1 protein-coding gene is annotated in these 1,273 nt (G+C 65.6%); it reads right to left on the minus strand.

Features of this window, described 5'->3' with window-relative positions:
* Positions 1-34 precede the first annotated feature (34 nt).
* Positions 35-1,203 (minus strand): IS3 family transposase gene (locus tag HMPREF0731_RS20470; RefSeq protein ID WP_245538373.1). Its coding sequence is split into 2 segments (ribosomal slippage): positions 35-939 and positions 939-1,203, totalling 1,170 coding nucleotides; the frame shifts between segments, so codons are not numbered across the junction.
* Positions 1,204-1,273 lie beyond the last annotated feature (70 nt).

Raw genomic sequence — 1,273 nt, forward strand, 5'->3', positions numbered from 1 at the left:
TGACCAGCCCCCATCAACTGGTCCGGGCAAGATTTTAGTGGAGCATGGTCAGAGGCGGCGATGAGCCATTGGAACTGGGGTGGGGCACTGTTCCGCCTCTTTCCGGCATGATCACCTCCGGTGCTGGTGGCCTATAGCCCAGCGAGGAATGGGGGCGGGCCGTGTTGTAGTGGACCCGCCACTGCTCGATCAGCACCCTGGCTTCGGCCAGTGTGTTGAACACCTCGCCGTCAAGTAGTTCATCGCGCAGCTTGCCGTTGAAGCTCTCCACATAGCCGTTCTCCCAGGGGCTACCAGGCTCGATGAAGGCGGTCTTCGCGCCGACGCCGCGGATCCAGCCCTGCACCGCCTTGGCCACGAACTCAGGGCCATTGTCGGAACGGATATGCGCGGGCGTGCCGCGGGCGATGAACAGCTCCGTCAGCACGTCGATCACATCAAGGGAGGTCAGCTTCCGCGCCACCCGGATCGCCAGGCATTCACGGGTGAACTCGTCCACCACGTTCAGCATGCGGAGTTTGCGTCCGTCGCGCGTCCGGTCCTCCACGAAGTCATAGGCCCAGACATGGTCCGGCCGTTCGGGGCGCAGCCGCACGCAGGAGCCGTCGTTCAGCCACAGCCTTGCACGTTTGGGCTGTCGGGCAGGCACCTTCAGACCCTCTCGGCGCCAGATCCGCTCCACCCGCTTGTGGTTGCAGTGCCAGCCCTCGGCCCGGAGCATGGCCGTGATCCGGCGGTAGCCGTATCGTCCGTATTGCCGGGCCAGGCCAATGATCGCCTCCGTCAGCGCCGCTTCGTCGTCCGGAGGGGCTGGTGCCTGCCGCTGCGTCGCGCGATGCTGGCCCAGCACGCGGCAGGCAAAGCGCTCCGAGACGCCCAGTGACGCCCTGACATGCTCCACCGCCGCCCGGCGACGTGCAGCGCTCAGAAGTTTCCCGACGCGGCTTCCTTCAGCACCAGCTTTTCCAGCGTCAGATCCGCCACGGCCTTGCGCAGGCGGCCATTCTCCTGCTCCAACTGCTTCAGCCGCTTCACCTGGTCCAGCTTCAGGCCACCGTATTCCGACCGCCAGCGGTAGTAGGTCGCCTCCGTCACCCCAATGACCCGGGCTCCCTCGGCCACCGTCTTGCCCTGCGCCACCAACACCTCGACCTGGCGCAGCTTGGCCACGATCTCCTCCGGCTTGTGCTGCTTCCTCGCCATCTCAACCTCCTCCCATCCGCGTCCCGATAATCTCACATCAGCGGCGGTCCACTTTTAAGGGGGCAGGCCA

Origin of the sequence: Pseudoroseomonas cervicalis ATCC 49957, from assembly GCF_000164635.1 — a bacterium.
Lineage (GTDB): Bacteria > Pseudomonadota > Alphaproteobacteria > Acetobacterales > Acetobacteraceae > Pseudoroseomonas > Pseudoroseomonas cervicalis.